Below are 25600 nucleotides of genomic sequence, written 5' to 3' on the forward strand. Positions count from 1 at the left end.
TCTAAAAAATACACCATCAAAATAAAAATATTTAATTGATGCTGATAAATTGCACAGTTATCTGATTGATTTAATGATAAACTTTATTTTTACTTCTCTTATTATTGCCAATGCCCTAATTATGTCGCTGTTTGTGTGGAGCCTATGAATACCATTCATTTCAATATTGACCATTGGATTGCCCTTGCCCCAGGTTTAGCAACCCAACAAGATTGGCAGAGTTGGGCTAACACCCCATCATTTATAGAGCCTCAACCACCAGCTGCCGATAAAATTCCGCCGATGATGCGCCGTCGAATGAGCCCTCTGAGTAAGTTGGCACTACAAGCAGCTTTGATGGCCACTGAATCAAATAAAATCGATTATATTGTTTTTGCCAGTCGTCATGGCGAATTACATCGCACTGTTGATTTAATTAACGATATTATTAATGGTGATGACGCCTCACCGATTGCTTTTTCACAATCGGTCCATAATACCGCGGCAGGCCTCTACACTATTGCCACCAAGCAACCCATCGCGGTGACATCATTAGCTGGCGGTGAAAACAATCTTCATATGGCACTGATTGAAGTCGCCTGTTATCTCAATCAATATCCACAGCATCGCGTATTAGTGGTCGATTTTGATCAACCATTACCGTCACCATACCAGCAGTTTGAACGCCATCGCTATCCAAGCTTTGCACTGGCGATGGTGATATCAAAGGGTAATGACTGCCAATTAAGTTGGCAGCCAACAGCCACATTAACCACTCAACGCTACCACACAGTGAGTTGCTATCCACAAACACTGACGATCATTAAGCATCTTGCTAATCAAGATAATCAATGGTCTATTGAGGCTCAAAATCAACACTGGCAGTGGCAATATCAATCATGAGTTCAGCTTCTATCACTCAGTGGCTTAATAAACGTTGGCGGCTTATTGCAACCGCTGGCTGTTTTGTTCTATTTGGCTGTGGTGCGTTAGTGCTTACTTTTATTGTGTTCCCGATAATATTAGGACTCAGTAAAAACGCTCAGCAACGTGAAATGAAAGTACAAACTATTATTCAGCGCTCGTTTAATTTTTTTTGTCGTACGATGCGATTTTTAAAAGTGATTGATTATCGGTTTGATAATTTAGCGGCGTTGCAAGCTGATAAGCAATGCATCATTGTTGCTAATCATCCTAGCTTAATTGACTATGTACTTATTGCATCGCAGTTGCCCCAATGCGATTGTCTTGTCAAAGCGGCTATTTGGCATAATCCTTTTATTAAGGGCATTGTTAAAGCGGCGGGTTATATTCCTAATCGCGATCCTGAGTCACTATTAGATATCTGTAGTCAACGTTTGCAACAAGGTAATGTATTACTGATATTTCCAGAAGGTACTCGAACAACGACCACTGCAGCGGCAAAATTACAGCGTGGAGCGGCACAAATCGCGATACGTAGTCAGGTTAATATACGAGTGATTCATATAACGGTATCGCCGCGCTTTTTAACTAAAGAGCAAAAGTGGTATCAAATACCCGACCAAAAACCCTTTTTTTTAATTGAAGTAAAAAATAAAATCAGTGTCGCACCGTATTTAGCCGAGCATCACTCTCCAACCACAGCAGCTCGACAACTTAATAAACATTTAGCCAGTGCTATTTTTCCAACCGATAGTTAAGCTACATTTATACTGTCGTTAACCTTAACCAGAAGTAGGTAATATGGAACAACTACATACAGAATTAAAAACATTAATTATCGATGTGTTAAATTTGGAAGATATTACCGTTGAGGATATCGATACCCATGCCCCTCTTTTTAACGATGGCCTCGGGTTAGATTCTATTGATGCCCTAGAACTTGGACTCGCAATCAAGAAAACATACAATATTGTTATTGATGCAGATGATACTAACACCCGTCAACATTTTGCATCAGTGGCCAATCTTGCTGATTATATCTTCCAGAACAAAGCGTAATTATTATGACTCAAATGAATAACGACCAGATTTTTGACCAAGTTAAAACACTTTTAGTTGAGCTGTTTGAACTTGATGCTAACGATATCCATTTAGACTCTCATCTTTATCAAGACCTTGATCTTGATAGCATTGATGCGGTTGATCTCGTTGTACGTTTACAAAATTTGACCGGTAAAAAAATTCAAGCAGATGAGTTTAAAACGGTACGTACCGTTAATGATGTTGTTATCGCTGTTGCTGATTTACTTAAGGCTCAATAATGATAATGCGTCTGCTAACAATATTGTCAGCATTAGCTTTAGTTGCTTACCCTATTGCAGTTTATTACGGCATTAGTCGTTGGGGGATAGTAACCGTTGGTGCTTTATTAGCAGTATTTTTCATTGTTCGAATTATCGCAGCGAAGCAGACGCAACTTAAAGAACTAAAATATATTGGCTGGTTAAGCGGTGGCGCAGGTATTACCTTAGTCACATTAGGTGCACTTTTTCGGCAACATGGGTTGTTGCTCTATTACCCGGTTATTATCAATGCACTAATGCTAGGGCTATTTAGTAGCAGTTTATGGCAACAACAAAGCTTAATCGAGCGGATTGCACGCTTACAAGAACCCGATTTACCTGCTAGCGGTGTAAGCTACACCCGTAAAGTGACAAAGATATGGTGCGGTTTTTTTATTATCAATGGCACTATTGCTTTCATTACTTGTCTGATGTCATTACACATATGGACATTATATAACGGTTTTATCAGCTATATATTAGCAGGCAGCTTATTTGGCTCTGAGTGGTTATTTCGCCAGTGGTATCGCCGTAAAAACACCGATTAAGTAAGCACTAACTTTTATTATAAACCCTCGAGAACGGTCATGGATACAGCTATAACACCTGCTGCATTAATTTCGCTATCAACTTTAATGCAACGCCCTACTCATCATCTTAATCCGGTGGCAATTAATGGTCTCAGCCAGCATTCATGGACGCAATTTCGAGCAGATGTTTTTTGTTTAAGCCAGCAATTAGCACCCATAGAACAATCACGAATTGCAGTGTGTTGCAAAGATAGCTATGTGTTTGCCGTCGCTTTTATGGCGGTTATTCATGCAAATAAGCAACTGATATTACCTAGCAATCACCAACCCGCAGCACTGGCTGAATTAAGTGCACATTTTGATGTGCTATTACATGATGCAGAGATGACTGTTGATGCTTCATTAACCGCTATCAATCTCTCAACCTTACTCAATGAGCCACAGCAACCTGTTATGGCTGAAGTGGTTTTTTCAGCACTCACGCTAACTGATATTGAATTAACCTTGTTTACCTCAGGTTCAAGTGGCACACCTAAAGCAATCATAAAAACTCTTGATTTACTGGATAACGAAATCGCTCAATTAGAGGCTATTTGGGGTCAGCAATTACACCATAGCCATATTTGCAGTACGGTCTCGCACCAGCATATTTATGGCTTATTATTTCGTGTACTGTGGCCGTTATGTAGCGGACGTAGTTTTGATTGCTTTAATCTTGAATATCCTGAACAGGTCACAGCGCAAGCTTCAACCAATAACACCTTAATCAGTAGTCCGGCATTATTAAAGCGCCTCAATAATCATGTCACAACTACACCGTACAAGGCGATATTTTCATCTGGCGGCCCTCTGCCCTTTCTTGCGGCGCAACAGTGTCTACAATTATGTAAGACACTGCCTTTTGAAGTGTTTGGCAGTACTGAAACAGGGGGAATTGGTTATCGCCAGCAACAGCAGCCCACCACGCCATGGTCACGTTTTAAGGTGGTTAAGATTGCGCTCAATGTTGAGCAATGCTTAAAAATTTGCTCTCCTTTTGTCGATGCCAAACATTGGTATCAGACTTGTGATCACTGTGTATTGATTGACAATGATCACTTTGAACTCAAAGGCCGCACTGATCGCGTCATTAAAATTGAAGAGAAACGTATATCGCTCACTGAAATTGAACAGCGCTTGTGCCAACTTGAATCGATCAATGAAGCGGCAGTACTGCCGTTAGAGTATCAGCAGCGAATACACATTGGCGCAGTGATCACTCTAACGGCACAAGGTGTTGAGCAACTAGAGCTGATGGGGAAAGGCAAATTTTGGTTACTGTTACGTCAACAATTACGCCAATGGATAGAGCCTATCGCTATTCCTCGTCATTTTCGTCCAGTGGCTGATATTCCCTTAAATAGCCAAGGCAAACGACTAATTCGTGATCTTGAAAATCTGTTTAACATTCCTAACCAATAAGTAATAACGACCAATGAATAGACCAATGCCGACTTTAGTTGACCGCCATATTGTTGACCATCACGCTGTTATTACTTTATGTGTCGATAGTGAATTAGATGATTTTAAGGGCCACTTTCCAAACTTTGCGTTGTTACCTGGTGTCAGCCAGCTTGATTGGGCGGTCCATTTTGCACGGGATTGTTTTCAAAATATGCCAACCGCGTTTGGAGGAATGGATGTGATTAAATTTCAACAACCCATTTTACCCAACAGCACCATCATCCTGACGCTTGATTGGATCGTTGACAAACAAAAATTACATTTTAGCTTTAGTTCTACAACGCCTGAAAACGAACAAGTCATTCACTCTTCTGGCAGAATAAGCATGAGAGCAGCAGCATGAGTTGGTTTCACCCTTGTTTTATTATCCCTTGTTATAACCACGGCCAAACTGTACCTGCTATTATTGATGCATTAGACACTTTTGCTTATCCCATTATTATTATTGATGATGGCAGTCACCAGCCGACCAAAGATATCCTTACTCAGCAAGCACTGCGTAGTAACGTTACTGTCATTACGTTGCCTAAAAATCGCGGTAAAGGTGGCGCAGTAATCGCAGCCATACACCATGCCCATCAGCATAATTATAGCCATGCGATTCAGATAGACGCTGATGGACAACATGATCTTGAAGCAGTACAAGATCTACTTCGTCTATCACATCAACACCCTAAAGCAATTATTTCAGGTAAGCCGATTTACGACGATTCAGTGCCTAAATCACGCTTATATGGCCGCTATATCACTCATTTTTGGGTATGGGTTGAAACACTGTCATTGGATATTAAAGACAGTATGTGTGGCTTTCGTAGTTATCCTATCGAGCCAATAATTCCGCTGTTAGCACAACGTCATTTTAGCCAAAGAATGGAATTTGATACTGAAATAATGGTGTATTTCTATTGGAATAATGGCGATATTCAGTTTATAGATACCAAGGTTATCTATCCTGAAGGAGGAATTTCTCATTTTGATGCATTATGGGATAACGTAAAAATCAGTTGGATGCATACCAAATTATTCTGCGGTATGTTGCCGCGTATACCAAGGTTACTCAAACGTCGCCACTCACGCTCTCTGCACTGGTCAAATAATAGCGAACGTGGCACTATTTTAGGTATTAAAATCTTATTGGCTATCTATAGCCTGCTAGGGCGTAAGGCCGTCAATGGCTTATTAAAATTAGTGATTGGTTATTATTATTTAACCAGTAAAAGCGCTCGTCAGGCTTCAGAGCACTATTTACAACAATTGCACCACTATGCCGAGCAACAACAACAGCCATTACCCACTGATCTTTCTAGCTACCAGCATTTATTGTCATTTGGGCACACAACGCTTGATAAACTTGCCGCTTGGAAAGGTGATTATAATGCTAATAATCTTACCATTCATGGCCAACATCACTTTGATAATATTGTGTCCAGTGAGCAAGGTGTGGTCATTCTTGGCTCGCACTTAGGTAATCTTGAGTTATGTCGTGCTCTTAGCCAACGTCATAAAAATATTAAAATTAATGCATTAGTTTTTACTGAGCATGCGGCACGTTTTAATCATGTTTTAAACGCAATCAATCCAGATGCTAACCTCAATCTTATTCATGTTAATCAACTCGGCGCTGATACTGCTATTATTCTTCAACAAAAAATAGAACGAGGAGAATGGGTGGTTATTGTCGGCGATCGCACCTCGGTTGCTAATGAGACTCGCGTCAGTTGGGCTAATTTTCTCGGCCAACAAGCGCCGTTTCCACAAGGCCCATTTATTCTTGCAGCGATCCTAAAAACCCCAGTTTATTTATTATTTGGCCTACGTGATGATAGCCAAGCAACCCCACACTTCGATGTCTATTTTGAGTCATTTAGTGAGCAAATAATATTACCTCGCGCCACGCGTAATGCCGCTTTACAAACAGTGGTTGAACACTATGCAACTCGCCTTGAGCACTACACGCTACAAGCGCCATTACAATGGTACAACTTTTTTAATTTTTGGCAGCTTAGTGGAAAAAAAGATGACAAATAACTCTCACGCAATCCCCCAACAAACCATTCGCTTTGGTGCTGAACGACTCACGATTGAAGATGTGGTCGCCATCAGTAATGGCGCCGCTGCTGAAATGAACACTGATGCCGCATTTAGCAGTAAAATCGATCGCGGCGTCGCTTTTCTTGAGCGATTATTAAAAGAAGAAGGGGTCATATATGGCGTGACCACAGGTTATGGTGATTCATGTACCGTGGCGATCCCGACTCACCTTGTCGATGATCTTCCGCTTAACCTTACCCGTTTTCATGGCTGTGGTTTAGGCGATGATCTTGATCATCAACAAGCGCGCGCTGTACTCGCGACTCGTTTATGTTCATTAGCTCAAGGGGTATCTGGTGTTAGTCACCCACTACTCAATCAAATTGTTACTTTGATCAATCATGATATTAGCCCTCGAATTCCACAAGAAGGTTCGGTCGGTGCCAGTGGTGATTTAACCCCATTATCTTATCTCGCAGCGACACTGATTGGTGAGCGCGAAGTGATTTACCAAGGTCAAATTCGCCCAACCGCAGACGTCTTTAAAGAGCTGGGTATCAAACCTATCAAACTCAAGCCCAAAGAAGGCTTAGCATTGATGAACGGCACTTCAGTGATGACGGCATTGGCTTGTATTGCTTATAAACGCGCAGAGTATCTGGCTCAACTAGCGACCAAAATTACCGCTATGGTGTCTGTGGGTATTCAAGGTAACGCTTTCCACTTTGATGAAGCCTTATTTGCAGTAAAGCCCCACCCAGGCCAACAGCAAATTGCCAGCTGGTTACGCTCAGATCTACAAGCTGAACGTCCTCCCCGTAACAGTGATCGTTTACAAGATCGTTACTCATTGCGTTGCGCGCCGCATGTGATTGGAGTACTGCAAGATAGCCTGCCATGGCTGCGCCAAATGATCGAAAATGAACTCAATAGTGCCAACGACAACCCCATCATTGATGGCGATAATGAACGCGTGCTTCATGGCGGTCATTTTTATGGTGGTCATATTGCGATGGCAATGGATATGCTTAAAACAGCAGTAGCTAATATTGCTGATTTACTTGATCGGCAAATGGCACAGTTAATGGATTACAAGTTCAATAACGGATTACCTTTTAACTTAACTGGTGCGACAGGTGAACGTAAACCGATTAATCACGGTTTTAAAGCGGTTCAAATTGGTATTTCGGCATGGACAGCCGAGGCGTTAAAACACACCATGCCAGCAAGCGTATTTTCACGCTCCACTGAATGCCATAATCAAGATAAAGTCAGCATGGGCACCATTGCATCTCGTGACTGTTTACGTGTATTACAATTGACGGAACAAGTCACTGCAGCCTCGCTATTAGCGGCAACTCAAGCCATTGAACTGCGTAAACGTGAGCATCAGCTGACAGATACTAATATCAGTCCAGCGTTACAAGCGATGCAACAAGCTGTCCTGAGCGATTTTGAGTTTGTGATTGAAGATCGTCCATTAGAACAAGATTTACGTCATTTCATCAATAAGATCCAACATCAACATTGGTCATTATATTGATCGCTAATGATCGGTTAACAACTATTTGATCTTACGTGGCCTTGACCCTAGTGCAAGGCCATTCGATGATGGTTAGCTTTGATGTATCGTTTTAACTTTAACAATGACTGAGTAACCCATGACTTCACATTCTTCTGTGCCTTTACTGACTGCCGAACTGACGTTAACGACCCATTTTCAAGATGCCGATCCGATGGGCGTGATTTATCACGGTAATTACTTTCGTTTTTTTGAGGAAGTACGCCGACTATTGATGGAAAAAATCAATTATAGCTATCGTGATATGCAAGCTTCTGGTTACTTATGGCCTATCATTGATACACGCGTAAAATATATAAAACCGATTCCGTTTGATCATCAAATCCGCATAACAGCAACCGTTACTGAATGGGAAAATCGACTGCGGGTTGATTATATTATCTACGATGCCGCGACTAACGCCAGAATGACAAAAGGCTACACAATGCAGGTCGCTGTCGGAATTGAAAATCACGAAATGTGTTTTGTCTCACCCACTATTTTTACTGATAAAATAAAGGCTTGGCATGAAAATCAATAATTCAATTATAACGCTTAAATGGTGGCGAAATAGCCTATTGTGGGCTGTGTTAGCAAGCATTAGTTTATCAGCTCAAGCGATGACATTAACCGAACTCCAACAGACCCTTTCTGCCCCTAAGGTCGTGCGAGGCGATTTTAGTCAAAGCCGAACCATGGCAATGTTTAATCAACCCTTGGTGTCAAATGGCAAATTTGTCATTGCAGCTAATCAAGGGCTATGGTGGCATCAAACGACACCAATGACGGTCTCATTAGTGTTAACCCAAAATAAACTTAGCCAGCAATTTGATAATCAACCGCCACAAATTATTTCAGCGGCTCAAAACCCAATGGTGTTTTATTTTAGCCATATCTTTTTAGCCCTCTTTAACGGTGATACTTCAGCATTAGATCAACAATTTAATTTAAAACTGACTACCTTAGCTGTAGATAACAACAATGCAGACGCTCACAACAGTACCAATCAGTGGCAACTCGTATTAATCCCTAAACAAGCGCCATTAAATAAAGTCTTTACGCATATTACTCTTGCAGGAAATAAGTTCATCAATAAACTTACATTGGCTGAAGTTCGTGGCGATAAAACAGTGATTACTTTTAGCCACCAGCGCACAACACCCGCCTCGCTAACCACAGAAGAACATCGTGTTTTCAAATTCTAGCCTTAGCCGCTTATGGCTTATCATTATGTTGCTGTTGGTTGCCGCTTTGGGTTACCAACTCACCGCAAATAAACAATTACCCATTGAAACTAATATTCTGGCGTTATTACCCAAAAATGATCAAGATCCAGCCGCTCAGCAAACGTTTGATCATATCGCTACCAGCATGAGTAATAAGGTGATCTTTTTAGTTGGCAGCCCAAATAGCGCCACCATGATCGCTGCTGCTGAACAATTTAGTCACCAACTGGTAAAACTGGGATTATTTGCCAATATTGATGCAAAGATGAGTAATAGCCAACAACAAGCTTGGGCACAACTATATTACCCAAAGCGGTTTCAGCTATTAACGCCAGCACAACAGCAACGGTTAGCACATAACCCACACCAACAAACTGAGCAAGTATTACAAGCGTTGTATAATCCCTTTTCTGGAGTGACAGGTGCCGAGCTTAAACACGATCCGTTTTTATTATTTCGTGACTTTTTAACCCAATTAAGCGCTCAAAGTGGCCATTTCAGTCTTAATCATGGCTTTTTAACCACCCAATACCAGCAACGTCATTACGCTTTAATTACTGCAGAGCTCACCGGCTCCCCTTATAGCGTTAAATTACAGCACCAGTTACCGGCTCTTAATGCGTTACAACAGCAGATCATCAACCACTATTCTACTGCAACAGAAAAAGTTGATATTTTACATACTGGGGTGATTTTTTACGCGGCTCACGGCACTCAAAGTGCTGAACAAGAAATCAGTACCATAGGTTTAGGATCGCTATTAGGGATCTTTGTGTTATTGGTGGTGGTCTATCGCAGTCCATTACCGCTAGCATTGGCATTATTGTCCATTAGCTGTGGTTTGATTGCTGCATTTGTCGGTACCGTTGCCATTTTTGGCAAAGTGCACCTGTTTAGTCTTGTGTTTGGTGCAAGCTTAATTGGGGTCTCAATTGACTATGCATTTCACTACCTCACCGATAGATTAGCCGCTGGCAAAGATTGGAATCCACACCAAGGGCTCAAGCATATTTGGGTCGCAATTAGCTTAGGTCTGATTACCAGCCTGATTGGCTATTTAGGCATGTTAGTCGCACCTTTTCCTGGACTACAGCAATTATCTTTATTTTCAGCAATTGGATTAATTGCCGCTTATGCCACGGTTGTGTGTTGGTATCCAAGCTTGGCATCAAAGCCGTGTTCACCTCGACCATTACCTTGCCGCCAGTTACTTAATGGGTGGCTACAATTGTGGCATCTAGCGAGCGTTCGTTGGAGTGTGCCATTAATATTGGCAACAGCTTCATTAGTCGGTTTATATCATACTCACTATGATGACGATATTCGCCAACTACAAGCATTACCACAGCAACTCAAACAGCAGGAAGCAACCATTAAAGCTATTACAGGAGTGAGTAGTGGTCAGCAAATGTTGCTCGTTAAAGCCAAAACAGCGCAAGATCTATTAATAAAGCTAGCTGCCGTCGATCAACAACTCGACAAATTAGTAATTACTCACAAACTTGATAGCTACCAAAGTATAGGCCATTACTTACCGTCAATTGCAACTCAAAAGCATAACTTCGCATTAGTTAAACATTTATATCAACAGCAAGGCTCAGAGCTAGATAAAAAAATAAAATTAAGCCAACCACCACAGTTTACAGCGACATTCCAGCCGTTAACCATTGCTGATTATTTAGCTTCGCCAGTATCAAAACCACTGCGTTTTACTTGGCTTGGTAACATAAATCAATCACCTTCTGAGCAAAACTATGGTGCGGTTATTTTGCTCTCTGGTGTTAACCAGCTAAGTGCAATTAAACAACTCGTGGCACAAGATAGCCAGTTAAGCTACCTCAATAAAGCCGATGAAGTATCACAGCTTTTTGGACAATACCGCCAACGCGTAACTGAGTTATTAATTGCGGCAACCATGGTGATTTTAGCCTTGTTAGTGTGGCGCTATAAGCTAAAGAAAGGCCTTCAAATGATCATGCCATCAGTCATTGGTGGTTGTGCGGGGATTGCGATCACCAGTATCAGTGGTACGCCATTAAACCTGTTTAATTTATTAGCGTTAATATTAATCCTCGGGATTGGGATTGACTACAGCCTCTTTTTTGCAGAATTAAAATCAACCGCTAACGATCATCATCGCCGTTCAACATTATTAGCGATTACTTTATCCGCATTAACGACGGTATTATCGTTTGGATTATTAGCCCTCAGTGCAACTCAAGCGATTCATAGTTTTGGCATTACGGTACTGACAGGAATTATGATTGCATGGTTACTCGCGCCTTTGGCCATGACGCCCTCTTCACCAGCGACGACTAAAGCAGGAGTTAAATGATATGTCTCGTTTTATTAACAACAAGAGTAAACGTCGCTTCTTGATTACATTACTGACAAGCTTATTTATTTCAGGCTGTGCGACTATCTCTCAACCGCAATCAAATCAAGTTGAAATTGCACCGCACACCTTAGTTAGCTTACCCACTCCGGCACAACTGGGTTATTCATTAACTGCCAGTCAATTGATCACAGCCACTTGGCAACACACCAATCATCAATTACCGGTGCAATTGCAAGTCACACCACAAGCATTAGCACTAGCAGGATTTTCGTCATGGGGTTCGCGTATTTTAAGCTTAGATTATACCCACCAGCAGTTAACTACCTATGTGATGCCAGGCTTAGGTTCAACCCTACCAGAGCCAAAACAAGTTCTGTTTAATATGATGATCACCTTATGGCCACTTTCAGCATGGCAGCAGCCGTTACAGCACATTGGTTGGCAATTAAAGCAAACCGCGAACCAGCGGCAACTTATCGATGATAAAGGCATGGTTATCGCCGATATTAACTACCAGAATGCGAATAAATTAAAAGGGACAATTACGTTTGTAAATCACCGGCCTAATTACACAATCACCATAAAAACATTACACTATCAGCGTCAATAATGTCAGCACGGAATTTTATGAAACATAATCAACCTGCAACCCCAATCTATATTCGTGGCTGTGGTTTTCATTCTGCTTTAGGTGCCACTAGTGAACAAATTCAGCAACGTCTAGTTGCAGGGTTTAGTCCTGATATGCGGACGGTTTGTGGCTGGCTCAATGACGGCAGTGAAACAGTTATTGGCCAAGTAAGCGCGCCATTAGCCGCTATTGATGAGCAACAATACCCGTATCAAAATACCGCTAATAACCGTCTTGCAGTATCAGCATTAGAACAGATCTCCCTCCAAATAGAGCATGCTATTAAGCAATTTGGTCGCGATCGTATTGCGGTAATAATCGGTACTACAACCTCTGGCATCAGTGACGGTGAAGTTGCATTAGAACACCTTGCCGCACAAGATCAGCTACCAGAAAAGTTTCATTATCACCAACAAGAACCAGCTAATAGCGGCCAATTTATTGCCGATTTTTTTGGTTTAACTGGCTTGGTTTACACCATATCAACTGCTTGTTCTTCTAGTGGACGTAGCTTTTTATCGGCTAAGCGGTTACTTAAAGCAGGCTTAGCCGATGCGGTTATCGTCGGTGGTGCAGATACATTATGTCGACTGACACTCAATGGCTTTCATGGCCTAGATTCACTTTCTGCTAGCCGTTGTAATCCCTTTAGTGTTAACCGTAATGGAATTAATATCGGTGAAGCCGCGGCATTTATGTTGTTAGCACTTACTCCTGATGTAAGCACTAAAAATAGATACATTAGCAATAACAATAAAGGTTTATCACACCAAAATATTGCGCTTTTAGGCGCTGGTGATAGCTCTGATGCTTATCATATTTCAGCCCCGCATCCTGACGGTAATGGCGCAGAAGTTGCGATGCGAAATGCATTAGCTGATGCGAACTTACAACCTGATGATATTGGCTATATTAATGCTCATGGCACCGCGACTCCCCTTAATGATGCGATGGAAGCTAAAGCGATTGCACGTGTATTTGGCTCTCAAGTTGCGGTTAGCTCGACCAAACCACTCACGGGGCATACTCTTGGCGCAGCAAGTGCCGTCGAGGCTGCAATTTGCTGGTATATTTTGGCTTATCAGCTACCGTTACCATTACAAATAAACGATGGTCATCAAGATCCACTGCTGCCAATCACACTTGTAAAACAACCATTACCATTAACTACATCAGCAGTATTAAGTAACTCGTTTGCTTTTGGTGGTAATAACATCAGCTTAATTTTTGGATACGTTAATGACTAAAATACCACCGTTAGCACAATTATTGCCTCATGAAGCTCCAATGATATTAATTGATGAGCTGATCAGTGTTGATGTGGAAAATGTCCATTGCCAAGTAACAATCCGCTCAGACAATCTTTTTTTTGATAAACACACTCACGCAGTTGCAGCGTATGTTGGGATTGAATTAATGGCACAAACCATTGCGAGTTGGGCCGGTTATCATGCATGGCAACAAGGCAAACCAACGCCAATGGGTTTTTTACTTGGCTGTCGTCGTTACCACAGTGAATGGGCGCAATTTAAGCAAGGGGTCGTGCTTGATATTCATGCCGAACGCTTAATGCAAGACAACAACATGGTGGTATTTAGTTGCAAGATCACTCATCAACAACAAACTATTGCTAGTTGCCAACTCAATGCGTATCTTCCTTCAGAAGAAAAAATTGCAACCCTGCTTACCACCAAACAATAGGAAGATTTCATGACTCGACAGGTACTTGTTACGGGTGCTAGTAAAGGCATTGGACGCGCAATCGCCATCCAATTAGCACAAGATGGATTTACTATTGCTGTCCATTATATGCGTGATCAAGCAGGCGCAGAATCAACTCTTGCCACAATTATTCGTGCGGGCGGTCAAGGGCGTATTATTCAATTTGATATCAGTGATCGTGACCAATGTCGCCAGCATCTTGAACAAGATATTGCCAAGCATGGTGCCTATTATGGTGTCGTTAGCAATGCAGGAATTACTCGCGATACAGCCTTTCCAGCGATGACAGAACAAGAATGGGATGGTGTTATCCATACCAATCTTGATAGCTTTTATAACGTCCTTCATCCATGTGTGATGCCAATGGTGCAATTACGCCAAGGTGGTCGTATTGTCACGCTAGCATCGGTATCGGGTATTACTGGCAACCGCGGTCAAACTAACTATAGCGCCGCTAAAGCTGGTGTAATTGGCGCGTCAAAATCACTCGCACTTGAGCTGGCAAAACGTAAAATTACCGTTAACTGTGTCGCTCCGGGGCTGATTGATACCGGTATGGTTGATGAGCATGTTAAACAACATGCGCTACCGCAAGTACCATTACGCCGCATGGGTGATCCTCAAGAAGTAGCAGGTTTAGTCAGTTATTTAATGTCAGATATCGCTGCTTATGTTACCCGCCAAGTGATTTCTATTAATGGAGGTTTAGTATGAACCGTCGTGTAGTGATCACTGGCATGGGAGGGGTAACCGCGCTGGGTCAAGATTGGCTAACCGTAGAACAAAAATTGCGCGAGGGTAAAAATGCAGTGGTCTATATGGACGATTACGCTCTGTATGACGGGTTAAATACCAAACTTGCCGCCCCTATTAGCGATTTTAGTGTCCCAAAACATTATACCCGTAAGCAACTGCGCGCGATGGGGAGAGTATCTAAACTCGCCACGGTTGCCACCGAGCAAGCACTCACCCAAGCTGGTTTATTAGATCAGAATATACTCACTAACGGCAGCACTGGCATTGCCTATGGTTCATCAATCGGTAGCACCCCTGCCATTGGTGCTTTTGGTACTATGCTAAATGATAAAACCACCAAAGAAATCACGGCAACCACTTATGTCCAAATGATGCCGCATACCGCAGCTGTCAATGTCGGTTTGTTTTTTGGCTTACGCGGGCGCGTGATCCCAACAAGTAGTGCCTGTACATCAGGTAGTCAAGCCATCGGTTATGCTTATGAGGCTATCAAGCATGGTTATCAAACCGTGATGGTTGCAGGTGGCGCAGAAGAATTATGCCCAACAGAGTCGGCGGTGTTTGATACCCTTTTTGCCACCAGCCTTAAAAATGACACTCCCAACTTGACCCCACGCCCCTACGATGTTGATCGGGATGGATTAGTGATTGGCGAAGGCGCTGGCTCATTAGTTTTAGAAGAATATCAACATGCGCTTGATAGAGGGGCAACGATTTTAGCGGAAGTGGTTGGCTTTGCGACCAATTGCGATGCTGCACATATTACCCAGCCTCAACAACAAACCATGCAGCAATGTATGGCAATGGCATTACAACAAGCACAATTACAACCACAAGATATTGGCTATATTTCAGCCCATGGCACCGCTACTGAAAAAGGTGATATTGCTGAAAGTCAGGCGACAGCCAATATTTTTGGCAATACAACCCCAATCAGCAGCCTCAAAAGCTACTTTGGACATACTTTAGGTGCTTGTGGTGCTATTGAAGCATGGCTAAGTATTGAAATGATGAACAATGGCTGGTTTAACCCGACCTTGAATTTAACCACTCCAGATCCACGCTGTGGTGAGCTCGATTATCTTCAAGGCCAAGGTCGAAATATTGATTGTGATTATATCATGAGTAATAACTTTGCCTTTGGTGGTATTAATACTTCATTGATTTTTAAGCGTATATAAACTTATCCCTTGGTATCATATTGGCTTTATATGAGCTTGATACCAAGGGCATTTTCACAACCTATCGTCTTTATTGCTGCTGTAAAAATGTAATCGCTTGTTGTTTTTCAGCAACAGAAAAGTATTGAATATCAATATTACTAAACAATGCGTCTTCTACTTTAACGACTTTTTCAATCCAACTCGCATCAGCAACAACCGCAACTTGAGTAATATGTTTTAAGCCAGCATGAACAAGGTATTTTAACTCCTCAACAATGGCGGCGAACTCAATGCCTGAAAAACTGTCAATTTCTTCGTAGATCACGATACCACCATGATCAACAGTTTTAGCTTCAGCATCCATCAACACTCGCTTCATATCATCTTCTGTCACTTTACCTGACAACGTAAAAGCAACGGCGTTATCAATACCAATATCAATCATGGTTAACATACAAAATTCCTTCTTTAATATTACATGAGCTAAAAACATATTATGGCTATATAGCTATTAATTATAATGCGCTTTTATTTATCTTGCTTCAGTCACTAAATACACATTTTTACTCAATATCACATTGCAACAATAGCAATACCCCTAGTAACGATTATCGTCATTCCAAGCTCTTATTAACCACTGCCTAATGCTAGTAAAGTCGCATTGCCTCCTACTGCTGTAATATTAATCGTGCGAGTACGCTCAGTGATAAACCGTAAGCAATATCGTTGAGCGCCAATGACGGCTAACGTTTCACTATCAAGTTCACTCACTAACTGTGCTAATAATCCTTGCCGTTGTGCCAATTGACGCGCCAAATGCTGTGTTGCTTGCAGATCGCCGCAATAAGCAACACCCGCGGTTTGAGGATGATTAACTAACCCATCAAGTTGAGTAATCTTCACTACTGTTATCACATCAGCACTACATCCTAACTGTTCAAGATCCTGTTTTACCTGCTGAGCATAGTACTGATCATCAATACACAGTAATACCGAATTACCGCACACTAAGGCTGCGGTTAATTGGCCAACAATCGCTTCCTTACTGACGCCTTGCTGTACTGTAATAATAAACACACCTCGACCACTACAATACAGTGCATTGGTTTCACCAGTAGGCCCTGGCATCAACTCAGTATTAGCGATATATTGCAGTGCATTAGTACATTGGTAATTCACCATAACGCCAAGATTCATCGGTAATTGCTTTGCCCAGCGTTGTAAAATCGCGGCTCGTTCATCAAAGCCAATCCTATTCCAACCAAGCATCGCCACTTCACTGTTATCAATAAGTACTTGTAGACTATTTGCTGTTTGCTGCATGACGACTCCTTATTGGTTATTTATTGGTTCAATGCAATCTTGAGTAAAACGGTACAAATAATGAGGTCCGCCAGCTTTTGGTCCTGTACCCGATAGTCCCTGACCACCAAAAGGTTGTACGCCGACAGCAGCACCGACTTGATCTCTATTTATATAACAATTACCTACGCGTACACGTTGCTCTATATCGAGATAAGTGCGCTCATTGCGACTATGGATCGCCAGCGTTAATCCAAATCCAGTGTGGTTTATTTGATCAATTACATCAGATAGCGCATTCGCCTTGAACCGAATCACATGCAAAATAGGGCCAAAGTGTTCTTGTTGTAACAACGTAATATCACTGATTTCAATCGCCGTAGGTGGCACAAAATCACCAAACTGGCATTCAACACCTAGCGGCGTTTGTGCAATTAATTTGGCTTGGTTTTTTAGCGTTTCGATATGCGTCAGTAATTTATTACGTGCGGCCCTATCAATCACCGGCCCAACATCGGTGCGATGAAGTTCAGGACGTCCAACTTTGATCTCAGCCATTGCCCCTTTAATGAGATCTATTACCCGATCAGCAATATCTGCTTGAACAAAAAGAACCCGCAATGCAGAACAGCGTTGACCAGCTGAAGCAAACGCCGATCGCACCACATCTCGCACCACTTGCTCAGGCAATGCAGTACTATCAACAATCATGGCATTTTGGCCTCCGGTTTCCGCAATAAAGGGCACCGGTGCACACTCCCTTGCTGCTAATGTACGATTAATCGCTTGTGCGGTGGGTGTTGAACCGGTAAATACCACCCCAGCAATACGCTCATCAGACAATAATTGCTGGCCAATATTCGTGCCACGCCCAGGCAAAAGCTGAATCACACCAGCAGGGATCCCGGTTTCTAGCAGCAGCTCAATCGCACGATAAGCAATTAATGATGTTTGCTCTGCAGGTTTAGCAACAACAGTATTCCCCGCTGCTAATGCTGCACTAATTTGACCAATAAAAATCGCTAATGGAAAATTCCATGGGCTGATACATACAAATACACCACGACCTTGATAGCGTAATTGCTGCTCAATACCACGGTAATTGGTGATCTGTTGCGAAGATTCAAACCGCAGTGTTGCTTGCTGAGCGTAATAACGACAGAAATCCACTGCTTCTCGAATTTCATCAATCGAATCTTGAATAGTTTTGCCTGCTTCACGGTGACATAATGCCACTAATTCATGTTGATGCTGTTGTAACTGTTCAGCGAGTAAGCATAGATAATGACAACGGACAGATGCTGCGCTTGCTGACCAATCATCAAAGGCATTTTCCGCGCGTGATATTGCCTCATCGACCTGCACTTCAGTTGCAAACGTTACTTCACCGACAACTTCACGTCGATCATAAGGCGTGGTCACAGTGATAATTTCTGCACTAACATCGGTGGTGGTCATGGGTAACGGTGCTGCTTGCCATTGATGATCAGCAAAAGCGGCAACAGCAGTACTGAAAGGCTGCCATTGAGCGTCAATATCGATATTAATTGCAGCTGAGTTTAGACGCTCATCACCAAAGATATTTGCAGGTAAAGGGATCAAATTATTATGTAATGTTTGACATTTTTCTAAGCGATCAACGGGGTGTTCTATCAGTGCAGCAATTGGGCAATCAGCATCAACCAAACGATGAACAAACGAACTATTCGCGCCATTTTCTAATAATCGTCGCACCAAATAAGGCAACAGATCTTTATGGCTACCTACCGGCGCATAAATACGAATTTGTGAATGATGAATCGCCATCACATGGTTATACAGTGCATCCCCCATACCATGTAAGCGTTGAAACTCATAATGATTATGCGGTGCCATTGCGACTATCGCACTCACAGTATGGGCATTATGGGTCGCAAACTGTGGGTAAATAACCCCATTTAAGGCTGGCGATAACAGCATTCGAGCACAGGCTAAATATGCTGTATCTGTCGCTTCTTTGCGAGTAAATACTGGGTAAGCGCTGTATCCCCCTTGCTGACTTAGTTTAAGTTCACTATCCCAATAAGCACCTTTAACCAACCGTAATGGAATCACATCACCTTGCTGTTTAGCTAATCCAGCCACCCAAGCTAATACCGGTAAAGCACGTTTTGAATAGGCTTGAACCACGATCCCAAATCTGCCCCAACCTCGTAGCTGCGGTGATTGATATAATTGTTTGAATAATTTTAATGACAGCTCTAACCTATCAGCTTCTTCAGCATCAATGGTGATACCCACATTATATTCACGAGCACAGACCAATAACGACAACACGGAGTCATACATTTCATTTAAGACTCGTGCTTCGCTCGCAACATCATAACGAGGATGTAACGCTGATAGTTTTATCGATATGGTCGGATCAGGGGAGCCCATATTTGCTCCTTTGTGAGCAGCATAGTTATCACGACCAACGGCAACGATAGCAGAGAGATAATCTTGGTAATACTTACTGGCATCAGTGGCTGTTAATGCCGCTTCACCCAACATATCAAACGAGTAACTAAAACCTTGATCACGCTTTGATTTACCATTTCTCATCGCCTCATCAATATCACGTCCCAACACAAATTGATAACCCATGATTTTCATCGCTTGATGCATGGCTTGACGGATCACCGGTTCAGACATTTTATTCACTAACCGATTAATTACATCAGACGACGAATCATTATCTGACCTACCTAAGCCAACCACTTTACCCGTCAGCATTAATCCCCAGGTAGAGGCGTTAACAAATAACGAATCAGAGTTTTTAAGGTGAGATTTCCAATCGGCAACCGTTAATTTATCGCGAATCAAGGCATCCGCTGTGGCAGCATCAGGAATACGCATCAGTGCTTCAGCCAAGCACATCAACAAAATACCTTCTTTGGTATCTAAACTATATTCCAATAACAGTGCATCTATCATTTGCACTGCATGTTTATCTGCTCGTACTCGTACAATTAATTCTGCGGCGTGTTGCTCTATATTATGTCGTTCTTGAACAGAGGGCTCAGCTAACGGCAATAGCTGCGCCAACCACCATGATTCATCGACGTCATAATGAGGCGAAATTAGCGACCATAACCGATCAAGTGGTTGATCAATAAAAGAAGGCTGAAGAACATCAGCTGCATTGAACATAGCAAATACCTCAATATAATCGGCACCATTAACACATTATCTACATATAAAATGTTACTGTGTTGTTGTTTTATGCCGATATTATGCTGAGAAACGATAGTCGTCTTGCTATTTTCTCTGAATATTTTTAGTCAAACTCTGCTGATTAACAAAATCAGATGTAAACACAACCTTAGTTATAACGTTTAATGCGTAATTTCATCAACAATTCGTTAAAGCTGACGTTGATAACGTGCAGGAGAGATACCACACAAACGTCTAAATGCCTGTGAAAAACTGCTTTGTCCGGCGAAGCCACAAATTTGAGCAATATCAGCCAAGGTTAATTGACTCTCTTGTAATAATTGCTTAGCAAGCTGGAGCCGTTTTTGTAATATATACCGTTGCGGCGTAAAAGCTGTCTGTGCTTTAAACAACGCATAAAACTGACTTTCAGATAGAAAAACGATAGCTGCCAATTGTGACACTGAAATTTTATGGTTGATATTACGCTGAATAAAATTATCAATTATATTAATATCAATACGTTGGGATAAATTTACACCGTGGGGGAGGTTAATATGGCGTTGTAATACACACAATAAAGTCATAGTACATGCTTGCTGTAACAACTCATCATCAGGATTCGCTCTCATCTCAAAAGCCAATAATTGAATCAGTTGTTGAGACTGGTTATCTAAATTGAAATACCCAGAGTGAGAAAATAATTGCCTAATGCGCTGTTCCATCTCGTTATTGTGACTAAAATCTGACGGTAAATTAATCACTAACAATTCATTATCACCTACACCGACAAAGGTATGTTCACAATTTGCCATAACTAAACAGCCAAGTCCTGGGTAGATTAAACTTGTTACTCCATCAATATTAAACTCTGATTGCCCCGATAAACTAATCACAATTTGGTGGTGACAATGACGGTGGTAACTCACCGTTTGAGCTAGACTGATTACGACTAATGGTGGTAACTTCTGCAGCATCATTGCTTCCTTACATATAGCGGTTTATAACGACGTTTCATTGCCTCTAAAATAATCACCAGCGTACATTTCAACTAAATAGTTACCCACTTTTTTTGTGGATAAAACAAAAAAACAACTAAATATCAATATATTAATAATTTCAACAATAATAATTAATATATTGATATTTAAAAACAGGCTCCTATCGCTACCAATAAAAAAGCCGCACTATATCAGTGCGGCTAGGATGTTGCGCTTGAATGTACTTACATGGCACATCAAGTTTGTTACGCTTCGTCACTCATTACGTTGAGCTTGGCGTGTCCGATAACTATGTATGGACCGATATTTTGACGAAGAAGCAAGAGTTTTACGGTATTGCTATCCAAATTGTTAACAACTAAGAGTGTTACCTTAGAAGCTTTTACGTATTTAACTTACTGTTACGCGTTGCAACTTGATTGTTATTAATAACGGGTTGAATAGGTCTACTAATAACAACCGGAACCTGAATCCCTGAGTTAGATGGAAAACAGCTTGTTTCCTCCGTAAGCTCGATAATATATCTCAGTTCAGGTTAATTAAACTATGGTAGATAAATCACAAATAGGCAAATTTTAAGCTGTGATCTACGTCAAAAATAATCAACAATAAGAATTTAAATATTATTTCCATTATTTTTCAACGTACAAATTAAAATATAATTTTTAGAATATATACTCTAAAAATTATATTCATAATAGTGACTATTGAAATGGTCTGTTTTAATATTCTCATCACCATGCTAATCTAAATTAATATTATTACTTTCTAATAATTATTATATAAATAGAAAATAATCCCTCTAAAAAGCTATTATATGATAAATAGCCGTTATGCCACCATCACCATATTTATAAAAACAACCACGCCACAAATCACCAAAAATGAAATCTCTGTTTTACAATAAAAAACCTCAAAACGTGATCTAACAATGAGATTTAAAATTCCACAAAAAAACTAGGAAAAAGTCTTAATCCTTTTTTCTGTTGTATAGGTATGGTCTCGGCTGCCGCGATTTGTCTTATTAAATACAAATCTGATTTAAGCCCTAACGAGATTCTGCCGATGGAATTATCAATACTTCAACGCGTCCGCAAGCCTACGCTTGACTTGTCGCCAAAAGAACGTCGAAAACTATGGTTCTCTCCTTTTTTAAAGTCCTATTTAGTTGTTTTCGTTAGTTATATGGCCATGTACTTGGTGCGTAAAAACTTTAATATTGCCCAGAATGATATGATTTCTGACTATGGTATGAGTTTGACCCAGCTTGGTACTATTGGTTTAGGTTTTTCAATCACCTATGGTGTTGGTAAAACCATCTTAAACTATTGGTCTGGCGGCAAAAATGCCAAAAATATTTTGCCATTAGGGCTGTTATTATCAGGTTTTTGTATCCTTGGTATGGGCTTAGTCATGGGGCCAAGTTCTAGCCAATTTATTATGATGACTATCCTTTATGCGGCCTCTGGTTTCTTCCAATCAGGCGGTGGTTCTAACTCTGTGGTTACGATCACCAACTGGACGCCACGTAATCGTCGCGGACTTGGGGTTGGCTTCTGGAACATCTCCCATAATGCAGGTGGCGCATTAGCCGCAGCTGTTGCAATGTTTGGTGCTGATTACTTCTTTGGCGGTGACGTACAAGGTATGTTTATCTTCCCTGCTGTAATTGCGATTGTTATTGCGATTATTGGCTTCTTTATGGGTAACGATAGTCCTGAAGCCTATGGTCTTGGTACAGTCGAAGACATTTTTGAAGAACCAGTGTCAGAAGAAGATAATGCAGTTAAAGAAAACAAACTAACGAAGATGGAAATTTTCAAGAAGTATGTTTTGTTTAACAAAGTTATTTGGTTACTTTGTTTTGCTAACGTTTTCCTTTACATCGTACGCAGTGGTATCGATCAATGGTCAACAGTGTATGCGCACCAAATATTAGGTTTCTCTAAAGACGTAGCAAACTCAGGTTTTACTATGTTTGAAATAGGTGCATTAGTTGGTACTTGTTTATGGGGCTTATTATCAGACTTATTTAATGGCCGCCGTGGTGCAGTATCTTGTATTGCATTGATTGGTATCGTCTTTACCTTAGGTTACTACCAGCATGCTGATTCTATTTTTGCCTATAAAGCGTCGTTATTTGCGTTAGGATTCTTAGTCTTTGCGCCTCAACTTCTGATTGGTGTTGCGGCAATTGGCTTTGTACCTAAGCAAGGTTTAGCTGCTGCAGATGGTGTTAAAGGTACGTTTGCTTACTTAATCGGTGACTCATTTGCAAAAATTGGTCTAGGTTATATTGCTGAAGGCAACCCTTTCTTTGGTCTTGATGGCTGGAGTGGTACGTTTGCAGCGATCAAAGCTGCAGCGATTGCTTGTTGTGTGCTTATGGCAATAGTGGCACTTTTTGAAGAAATTAAGATTAAAAAGTTAGCACGACAGTCACTCACAAATTAAAAACCACCATTTTATTAAACCCTTATAATTAAATTGATTATAAGGGTTTTTTATTATCTATCATTGATGAACATAGATTTCTTTATTCTAATTAAGAATAAAGTCAATAGCCAGATAGAATACTCCTTTATTGCCAATGCAAAAATAGAATATAAACTAATTATTAATTATAAATACCACCTCATTATTAACATAATAATAGAAAATAGCCTTTCACGATAAATTAAATACTATTAATTGTTATTATTAATATTTGGCTAAATAATGATACAAAAAGTCAGTTAAATGTCAGCATTTCAATATCACCATTCCTAAAAATATATTTTAGCGTATTATCGCCCCCTCAAATAAGACCCATATATATCACTATAAGATTGGCACAATATAAGTGCCAACAGGAATAATAATGACAGACACAAAAATATACAGCGATGACCGCCGTCAGTGCGCTAAATTTCTTTATCGTGGTTCATTTGGCCCTAAAAAAGGTCAAATTGATCATCTTCAAAAAAATGGCTTTGATGCTTGGTTTGATGAACAATTTTCTGTCCCTCCGACCCACCACTTACCTAAATTAAGAGCCCTTCTTGCGAGTTCTAATTTTAATAACGCCCAAGACGACATGCGCCAAGGCATATGGTGGCAATGTGTTATTACCGGTGAAGATCAATTACGTCAACGTATGGCTTATGCATTAAGTCAATTATTTGTTGTCTCTTCGCATGGTGTAGGCTCATTAAATGAAGGCTTAGCCAATTATTATGATCTCTTAGTTGATAATGCTTTTGGTAATTTCAGAACCTTATTTAGAGAAATTACTATCAGCGCTATGATGGGACGATACCTAACATTATCAAGCAGTAAAAAGCATAATCCACAAACAAACACCTTTCCTGATGAGAACTTCCCGCGTGAATGCATGCAATTATTCACTATCGGATTATGGCAACTTGATAAGTATGGTGAGCCCGTACTAGACCAAGATGGCAATAGAATACCGACTTATAATCAAGATGATGTTGAGAATATGTCACGTTTACTCTGTGGCTGGAAAATCAATCATGAAAATTGGGTCTATGATTGGATCGCTCCAATGTCAGCGGATAATAGCCAGCATGATATGGAAGAAAAGACGGTAATGGGAACCCACTTCCCTGCAGGTCAAAATGCAGACCAAGATCTCGATGCTGTAGCTGATATGCTGTTTAACCATAGTAATACCCCAGTTTTTGTTGCAATTCACCTGATTAAACGCTTTGTGACCAGTAATCCTAGTCGTAACCATATTCGACGTGTTAGCGAAGTATTTGAAGATAACGGCGATGGTATCCGTGGTGATTTGCAAGCCACCATTAAAGCCGTTCTCACCGACCCAGATGTTTTTAATGGTATCAGTGTCGCTGCAGGGCAAGATCCTAAAGCTGAACAGCAACATTTTGGTTTATTAAAAGAGCCAGTCATTGTCGTTGCTAATCAGTTACGCGCATTGAATATGCATGCTGTGGGTGATCACTGGTGGGATACCCAATGGGCAGAGGTCACTTATGGTCAAGCTGCACTTTGTGCCGAAACCGTATTTAACTTTTATAAACCTGATGATGCCCCTCAAGGTGAAATTACTAATTTAGGCCTTGCTGCTCCAGAATTTACAATTCTAACTGCAGATATCATGCGTAAAACTCACAATCGCATGTGGTATAACACATTAAAATGGAATAAAACTGACGCCAAAGAATGGCATTGGGATCGTACTGATTTTCATGATTTATCAATGGGCACAACAGAATATGTGGCCCTTATTAATGAACGTTTTTTCGGGGGCTTAATGTCAAAAAGCCTTCAAGATTATATGTATCAGGTTTTATCTCGCCACACCGCGCCTCATCAACTCAATATCCGCTTTATCAACGCCATATACATTGCAACAACGGCACCTGAATTTTTCTGTGAAGGGTAATTAAA

At 41.0% G+C, this 25600-nt stretch carries 24 protein-coding genes; 20 read left to right on the top strand and 4 right to left on the bottom strand.

From position 1 onward, the window contains the following. The first annotated feature begins 144 nt into the window (after nt 1–144). The 17 genes from G6R09_RS04780 (at nt 145) to G6R09_RS04860 (ending at nt 15725) form a co-directional block, all read left to right on the top strand. Nucleotides 145–882, top strand: a complete 738-nt coding sequence (locus tag G6R09_RS04780) for a beta-ketoacyl synthase chain length factor (RefSeq protein ID WP_163920780.1) — start codon at nt 145–147, stop codon at nt 880–882. Continuing rightward, nucleotides 879–1661, top strand: coding sequence for a 1-acyl-sn-glycerol-3-phosphate acyltransferase (locus G6R09_RS04785; protein WP_163920783.1), 783 nt, complete (start codon nt 879–881; stop codon nt 1659–1661). The genes G6R09_RS04780 and G6R09_RS04785 overlap by 4 nt, the downstream gene beginning before the upstream one ends. Before the next feature lie 43 nt (nt 1662–1704). After that, a complete protein-coding gene (locus G6R09_RS04790) occupies nt 1705–1962 on the top strand; it encodes a phosphopantetheine-binding protein (RefSeq protein ID WP_060996818.1) in 258 nt (85 codons plus the stop codon). 5 nt (nt 1963–1967) lie between these two features. Then, complete coding sequence (locus G6R09_RS04795; protein ID WP_065167190.1) at nt 1968–2225, top strand: acyl carrier protein; 258 nt, start codon at nt 1968–1970, stop codon at nt 2223–2225. A gap of 5 nt (nt 2226–2230) precedes the next feature. Next, the gene (locus tag G6R09_RS04800; RefSeq protein WP_065167222.1) at nt 2231–2794 is read left to right on the top strand and encodes a hypothetical protein; all 564 of its coding nucleotides are present in this window, start codon (nt 2231–2233) and stop codon (nt 2792–2794) included. A 39-nt stretch (nt 2795–2833) separates the two neighbouring features. Then, nucleotides 2834–4237, top strand: coding sequence for an AMP-binding protein (locus G6R09_RS04805; protein WP_163920786.1), 1404 nt, complete (start codon nt 2834–2836; stop codon nt 4235–4237). 25 nt (nt 4238–4262) lie between these two features. Continuing rightward, complete coding sequence (locus G6R09_RS04810) at nt 4263–4622, top strand: 3-hydroxyacyl-ACP dehydratase (protein WP_235859645.1); 360 nt, start codon at nt 4263–4265, stop codon at nt 4620–4622. Continuing rightward, nucleotides 4619–6307, top strand: a complete 1689-nt coding sequence (locus tag G6R09_RS04815) for a glycosyltransferase (protein ID WP_163920789.1) — start codon at nt 4619–4621, stop codon at nt 6305–6307. The genes G6R09_RS04810 and G6R09_RS04815 overlap by 4 nt, the downstream gene beginning before the upstream one ends. Beyond that, entirely contained in the window at nt 6297–7853 is a 1557-nt protein-coding gene (gene hutH / locus G6R09_RS04820) for a histidine ammonia-lyase (RefSeq protein ID WP_065167194.1), read from the top strand. Before G6R09_RS04815 ends, hutH begins: the two co-directional genes overlap by 11 nt. Nucleotides 7854–7971: 118 nt before the next feature. Next, nucleotides 7972–8412: a thioesterase family protein gene (locus G6R09_RS04825; RefSeq protein WP_065167195.1), complete on the top strand. Its 441-nt coding sequence runs from the start codon at nt 7972–7974 to the stop codon at nt 8410–8412. After that, complete coding sequence (locus G6R09_RS04830) at nt 8399–9076, top strand: outer membrane lipoprotein carrier protein LolA (protein ID WP_163920792.1); 678 nt, start codon at nt 8399–8401, stop codon at nt 9074–9076. The genes G6R09_RS04825 and G6R09_RS04830 overlap by 14 nt, the downstream gene beginning before the upstream one ends. Next, on the top strand, nt 9060–11432 hold the full coding sequence (locus G6R09_RS04835) for an MMPL family transporter (RefSeq protein ID WP_163920795.1): 2373 nt from the start codon (nt 9060–9062) through the stop codon (nt 11430–11432). The genes G6R09_RS04830 and G6R09_RS04835 overlap by 17 nt, the downstream gene beginning before the upstream one ends. A gap of 1 nt (nt 11433) precedes the next feature. Next, nucleotides 11434–12045, top strand: coding sequence for a DUF3261 domain-containing protein (locus G6R09_RS04840; protein WP_163920798.1), 612 nt, complete (start codon nt 11434–11436; stop codon nt 12043–12045). Between the two features lie 17 nt (nt 12046–12062). After that, nucleotides 12063–13313: a beta-ketoacyl-[acyl-carrier-protein] synthase family protein gene (locus G6R09_RS04845; protein ID WP_163920800.1), complete on the top strand. Its 1251-nt coding sequence runs from the start codon at nt 12063–12065 to the stop codon at nt 13311–13313. After that, complete coding sequence (locus G6R09_RS04850; RefSeq protein ID WP_060996829.1) at nt 13306–13767, top strand: hotdog family protein; 462 nt, start codon at nt 13306–13308, stop codon at nt 13765–13767. Before G6R09_RS04845 ends, G6R09_RS04850 begins: the two co-directional genes overlap by 8 nt. Before the next feature lie 9 nt (nt 13768–13776). Further along, nucleotides 13777–14502 (top strand): 3-ketoacyl-ACP reductase FabG2, encoded by a 726-nt coding sequence (locus G6R09_RS04855; protein WP_163920803.1) that lies wholly within the window; start codon nt 13777–13779, stop codon nt 14500–14502. After that, on the top strand, nt 14499–15725 hold the full coding sequence (locus G6R09_RS04860) for a beta-ketoacyl-ACP synthase (RefSeq protein ID WP_163920805.1): 1227 nt from the start codon (nt 14499–14501) through the stop codon (nt 15723–15725). The genes G6R09_RS04855 and G6R09_RS04860 overlap by 4 nt, the downstream gene beginning before the upstream one ends. A gap of 70 nt (nt 15726–15795) precedes the next feature. Here the strand turns inward: G6R09_RS04860 and G6R09_RS04865 are convergent, their stop codons facing one another. The 4 genes from G6R09_RS04865 to G6R09_RS04880 form a co-directional block, all read right to left on the bottom strand. Next, nucleotides 15796–16161, bottom strand: a complete 366-nt coding sequence (locus G6R09_RS04865) for an STAS/SEC14 domain-containing protein (RefSeq protein WP_065167201.1) — start codon at nt 16159–16161, stop codon at nt 15796–15798. 176 nt (nt 16162–16337) lie between these two features. Beyond that, entirely contained in the window at nt 16338–17030 is a 693-nt protein-coding gene (locus G6R09_RS04870; protein ID WP_163920807.1) for a proline dehydrogenase, read from the bottom strand. Between the two features lie 9 nt (nt 17031–17039). After that, nucleotides 17040–20180 (bottom strand): bifunctional proline dehydrogenase/L-glutamate gamma-semialdehyde dehydrogenase PutA, encoded by a 3141-nt coding sequence (gene putA / locus G6R09_RS04875; protein WP_163920810.1) that lies wholly within the window; start codon nt 20178–20180, stop codon nt 17040–17042. 212 nt (nt 20181–20392) lie between these two features. Continuing rightward, nucleotides 20393–21163 carry an AraC family transcriptional regulator gene (locus tag G6R09_RS04880; protein ID WP_235859646.1) on the bottom strand — a complete coding sequence of 257 codons (771 nt, stop codon included), beginning with the start codon at nt 21161–21163 and terminating at the stop codon, nt 20393–20395. A gap of 239 nt (nt 21164–21402) precedes the next feature. On the opposite strand from G6R09_RS04880, the gene G6R09_RS04885 reads away from it, so the two are divergent. From G6R09_RS04885 to G6R09_RS04895, 3 genes are all read left to right on the top strand, one after another. Further along, on the top strand, nt 21403–21546 hold the full coding sequence (locus tag G6R09_RS04885; RefSeq protein WP_156673535.1) for a hypothetical protein: 144 nt from the start codon (nt 21403–21405) through the stop codon (nt 21544–21546). Nucleotides 21547–22249: 703 nt separating this feature from the next. Beyond that, complete coding sequence (uhpT, locus tag G6R09_RS04890) at nt 22250–23638, top strand: hexose-6-phosphate:phosphate antiporter (protein WP_065167223.1); 1389 nt, start codon at nt 22250–22252, stop codon at nt 23636–23638. A gap of 406 nt (nt 23639–24044) precedes the next feature. After that, nucleotides 24045–25595, top strand: coding sequence for a DUF1800 family protein (locus G6R09_RS04895; RefSeq protein WP_163920813.1), 1551 nt, complete (start codon nt 24045–24047; stop codon nt 25593–25595). Nucleotides 25596–25600: the final 5 nt, after the last annotated feature.

This window comes from Photobacterium sp. Alg240-V54, assembly GCF_900537155.1.
In the GTDB taxonomy this organism is placed as follows: Bacteria; Pseudomonadota; Gammaproteobacteria; order Enterobacterales; family Vibrionaceae; genus Photobacterium.

What these genes read in the sequence shown, in the direction of transcription:
- G6R09_RS04780 (WP_163920780.1), top strand. Translation starts at nt 145, where the DNA reads ATGAATACCATTCATTTCAATATTGACCATTGGATTGCCCTTGCCCCA.
- G6R09_RS04785 (WP_163920783.1), top strand. Translation starts at nt 879, where the DNA reads ATGAGTTCAGCTTCTATCACTCAGTGGCTTAATAAACGTTGGCGGCTT.
- G6R09_RS04790 (WP_060996818.1), top strand. Translation starts at nt 1,705, where the DNA reads ATGGAACAACTACATACAGAATTAAAAACATTAATTATCGATGTGTTA.
- G6R09_RS04795 (WP_065167190.1), top strand. Translation starts at nt 1,968, where the DNA reads ATGACTCAAATGAATAACGACCAGATTTTTGACCAAGTTAAAACACTT.
- G6R09_RS04800 (WP_065167222.1), top strand. Translation starts at nt 2,231, where the DNA reads ATGCGTCTGCTAACAATATTGTCAGCATTAGCTTTAGTTGCTTACCCT.
- G6R09_RS04805 (WP_163920786.1), top strand. Translation starts at nt 2,834, where the DNA reads ATGGATACAGCTATAACACCTGCTGCATTAATTTCGCTATCAACTTTA.
- G6R09_RS04810 (WP_235859645.1), top strand. Translation starts at nt 4,263, where the DNA reads ATGCCGACTTTAGTTGACCGCCATATTGTTGACCATCACGCTGTTATT.
- G6R09_RS04815 (WP_163920789.1), top strand. Translation starts at nt 4,619, where the DNA reads ATGAGTTGGTTTCACCCTTGTTTTATTATCCCTTGTTATAACCACGGC.
- hutH (WP_065167194.1), top strand. Translation starts at nt 6,297, where the DNA reads ATGACAAATAACTCTCACGCAATCCCCCAACAAACCATTCGCTTTGGT.
- G6R09_RS04825 (WP_065167195.1), top strand. Translation starts at nt 7,972, where the DNA reads ATGACTTCACATTCTTCTGTGCCTTTACTGACTGCCGAACTGACGTTA.
- G6R09_RS04830 (WP_163920792.1), top strand. Translation starts at nt 8,399, where the DNA reads ATGAAAATCAATAATTCAATTATAACGCTTAAATGGTGGCGAAATAGC.
- G6R09_RS04840 (WP_163920798.1), top strand. Translation starts at nt 11,434, where the DNA reads ATGTCTCGTTTTATTAACAACAAGAGTAAACGTCGCTTCTTGATTACA.
- G6R09_RS04845 (WP_163920800.1), top strand. Translation starts at nt 12,063, where the DNA reads ATGAAACATAATCAACCTGCAACCCCAATCTATATTCGTGGCTGTGGT.
- G6R09_RS04850 (WP_060996829.1), top strand. Translation starts at nt 13,306, where the DNA reads ATGACTAAAATACCACCGTTAGCACAATTATTGCCTCATGAAGCTCCA.
- G6R09_RS04855 (WP_163920803.1), top strand. Translation starts at nt 13,777, where the DNA reads ATGACTCGACAGGTACTTGTTACGGGTGCTAGTAAAGGCATTGGACGC.
- G6R09_RS04860 (WP_163920805.1), top strand. Translation starts at nt 14,499, where the DNA reads ATGAACCGTCGTGTAGTGATCACTGGCATGGGAGGGGTAACCGCGCTG.
- G6R09_RS04865 (WP_065167201.1), bottom strand. Translation starts at nt 16,161, where the DNA reads ATGTTAACCATGATTGATATTGGTATTGATAACGCCGTTGCTTTTACG.
- G6R09_RS04870 (WP_163920807.1), bottom strand. Translation starts at nt 17,030, where the DNA reads ATGCAGCAAACAGCAAATAGTCTACAAGTACTTATTGATAACAGTGAA.
- putA (WP_163920810.1), bottom strand. Translation starts at nt 20,180, where the DNA reads ATGTTCAATGCAGCTGATGTTCTTCAGCCTTCTTTTATTGATCAACCA.
- G6R09_RS04880 (WP_235859646.1), bottom strand. Translation starts at nt 21,163, where the DNA reads ATGATGCTGCAGAAGTTACCACCATTAGTCGTAATCAGTCTAGCTCAA.
- G6R09_RS04885 (WP_156673535.1), top strand. Translation starts at nt 21,403, where the DNA reads ATGTACTTACATGGCACATCAAGTTTGTTACGCTTCGTCACTCATTAC.
- uhpT (WP_065167223.1), top strand. Translation starts at nt 22,250, where the DNA reads ATGGAATTATCAATACTTCAACGCGTCCGCAAGCCTACGCTTGACTTG.
- G6R09_RS04895 (WP_163920813.1), top strand. Translation starts at nt 24,045, where the DNA reads ATGACAGACACAAAAATATACAGCGATGACCGCCGTCAGTGCGCTAAA.